Annotated in this window: 2 protein-coding genes; one reads left to right on the top strand and one right to left on the bottom strand. The window is 59.9% G+C overall.

Translation table 11 applies throughout. The annotated features are described in order from the left end of the window. Positions 1-64: 64 nt before the first annotated feature. Positions 65-265, bottom strand: coding sequence for a hypothetical protein (locus J7I84_RS07820; protein ID WP_214942930.1), 201 nt, complete (start codon positions 263-265; stop codon positions 65-67). Between the two features lie 51 nt (positions 266-316). On the opposite strand from J7I84_RS07820, the gene J7I84_RS07815 reads away from it, so the two are divergent. After that, positions 317-514: a hypothetical protein gene (locus J7I84_RS07815; protein WP_214942927.1), complete on the top strand. Its 198-nt coding sequence runs from the start codon at positions 317-319 to the stop codon at positions 512-514. Positions 515-1,166: the final 652 nt, after the last annotated feature.

The following is a 1,166-nucleotide window of genomic DNA, read 5'->3' as shown; positions in this document are numbered from 1 at the left end:
CCCCCACCTCATATCGTCTAGGACGGTCTTCTCCGGTTTATTGGGGGTGTGAGCCCCGGCGGTTCTAGCTCTCCCGGGTTATGAACTCGTCATCGAGTTCATAGTGGCGGAACTCTGTTTCCGGATCCGGCTCGCCTTCACGGACGATCTCGCGGTCCAGCTGCCGCTGGACCCGGCTATCGAGTACCTGCAGTGTTTCGTCGGGGATGGCGCTCAAATCCGTGGGAAAAGGATCAGCGGGGGCCAGGTGTAGTTTGTCTGTCACGGCGTCCTCTCATACCGGCGTTCCGGTCTTTCCGGACACACTTCGTCCAACATGATAAAGCCCCTAGGCCGCGCGGAGCACGGGCCGCAGGAAGCAGCCGGTTTGGATGGCAAGCCGACCGGGATGCTTCCGACGGCGCCGGCCATGGTGTTCAAGTCGGTGGCGCTGAGCGTGCCGGCAATTTCCGGCAAGTTCGTGGGCAGCGCCAACAGGATCAGCCCGCTCAAAGCTGATCCCATGTGCAGGTAGTCGAGGCGGTCCGTCTGTTTCGCCAGCTAATTTCCGTCGCCAAAATGACAGCGGCAGCCGCAAAAAAGATCAGGAGTAGAACGGCAAGGGCAACGCTTCCATGTCTTACTCCCTTCCTCGCTGACGCGGCCGTCAACTCGCAGGTCGGAAGTATCCGTGACGGGGCTTGAAATTGTACCGACATGCCCGGAATACTCTATGGATCCTGTTTGTCTGGCTACCGCCGGGGTCTGTCAAGGGGCGGCCTTGGCATGATGTTGGAGTATGCGCCCCTGGGCGAACGCAACAAGGCCGGCAGTCTCCCGGACTAGTGGCTGCGGCGCGCCTGCCCCGCGCGTCCTCCAAGGTAGGTCCCGAGCAACAGCAGAAGGCGACCTGACTCAGAGCGCCAAGGGCGATTTGACGAGATTTCAGAGGGTCGTTATATTTTTTTCTCGTAAGAAAAAGAGAACGGAAGTCCCCCCGCTCGAAGTAGCTGTAGTTGCCAGTTTGGGGGAAGCACCGTTGCAGTATCACCTGGTCGTCGGACAGCTTGAGACCGCCAGAGCAGCACCAGTAACACCGGGCCGTCAAGCAGTAGGAGACGGATACAGCAGCACCAGTAACACCTGGTTGCCGGACAGCTTGAGGCGGCCAGCGCAGCACCAGTAAC

The sequence above is a fragment of the Arthrobacter sp. ISL-85 genome (assembly GCF_018613675.1).
Lineage (GTDB): Bacteria > Actinomycetota > Actinomycetes > Actinomycetales > Micrococcaceae > Arthrobacter.
This window is presented reverse-complemented; position numbering and strand designations above follow the sequence as displayed.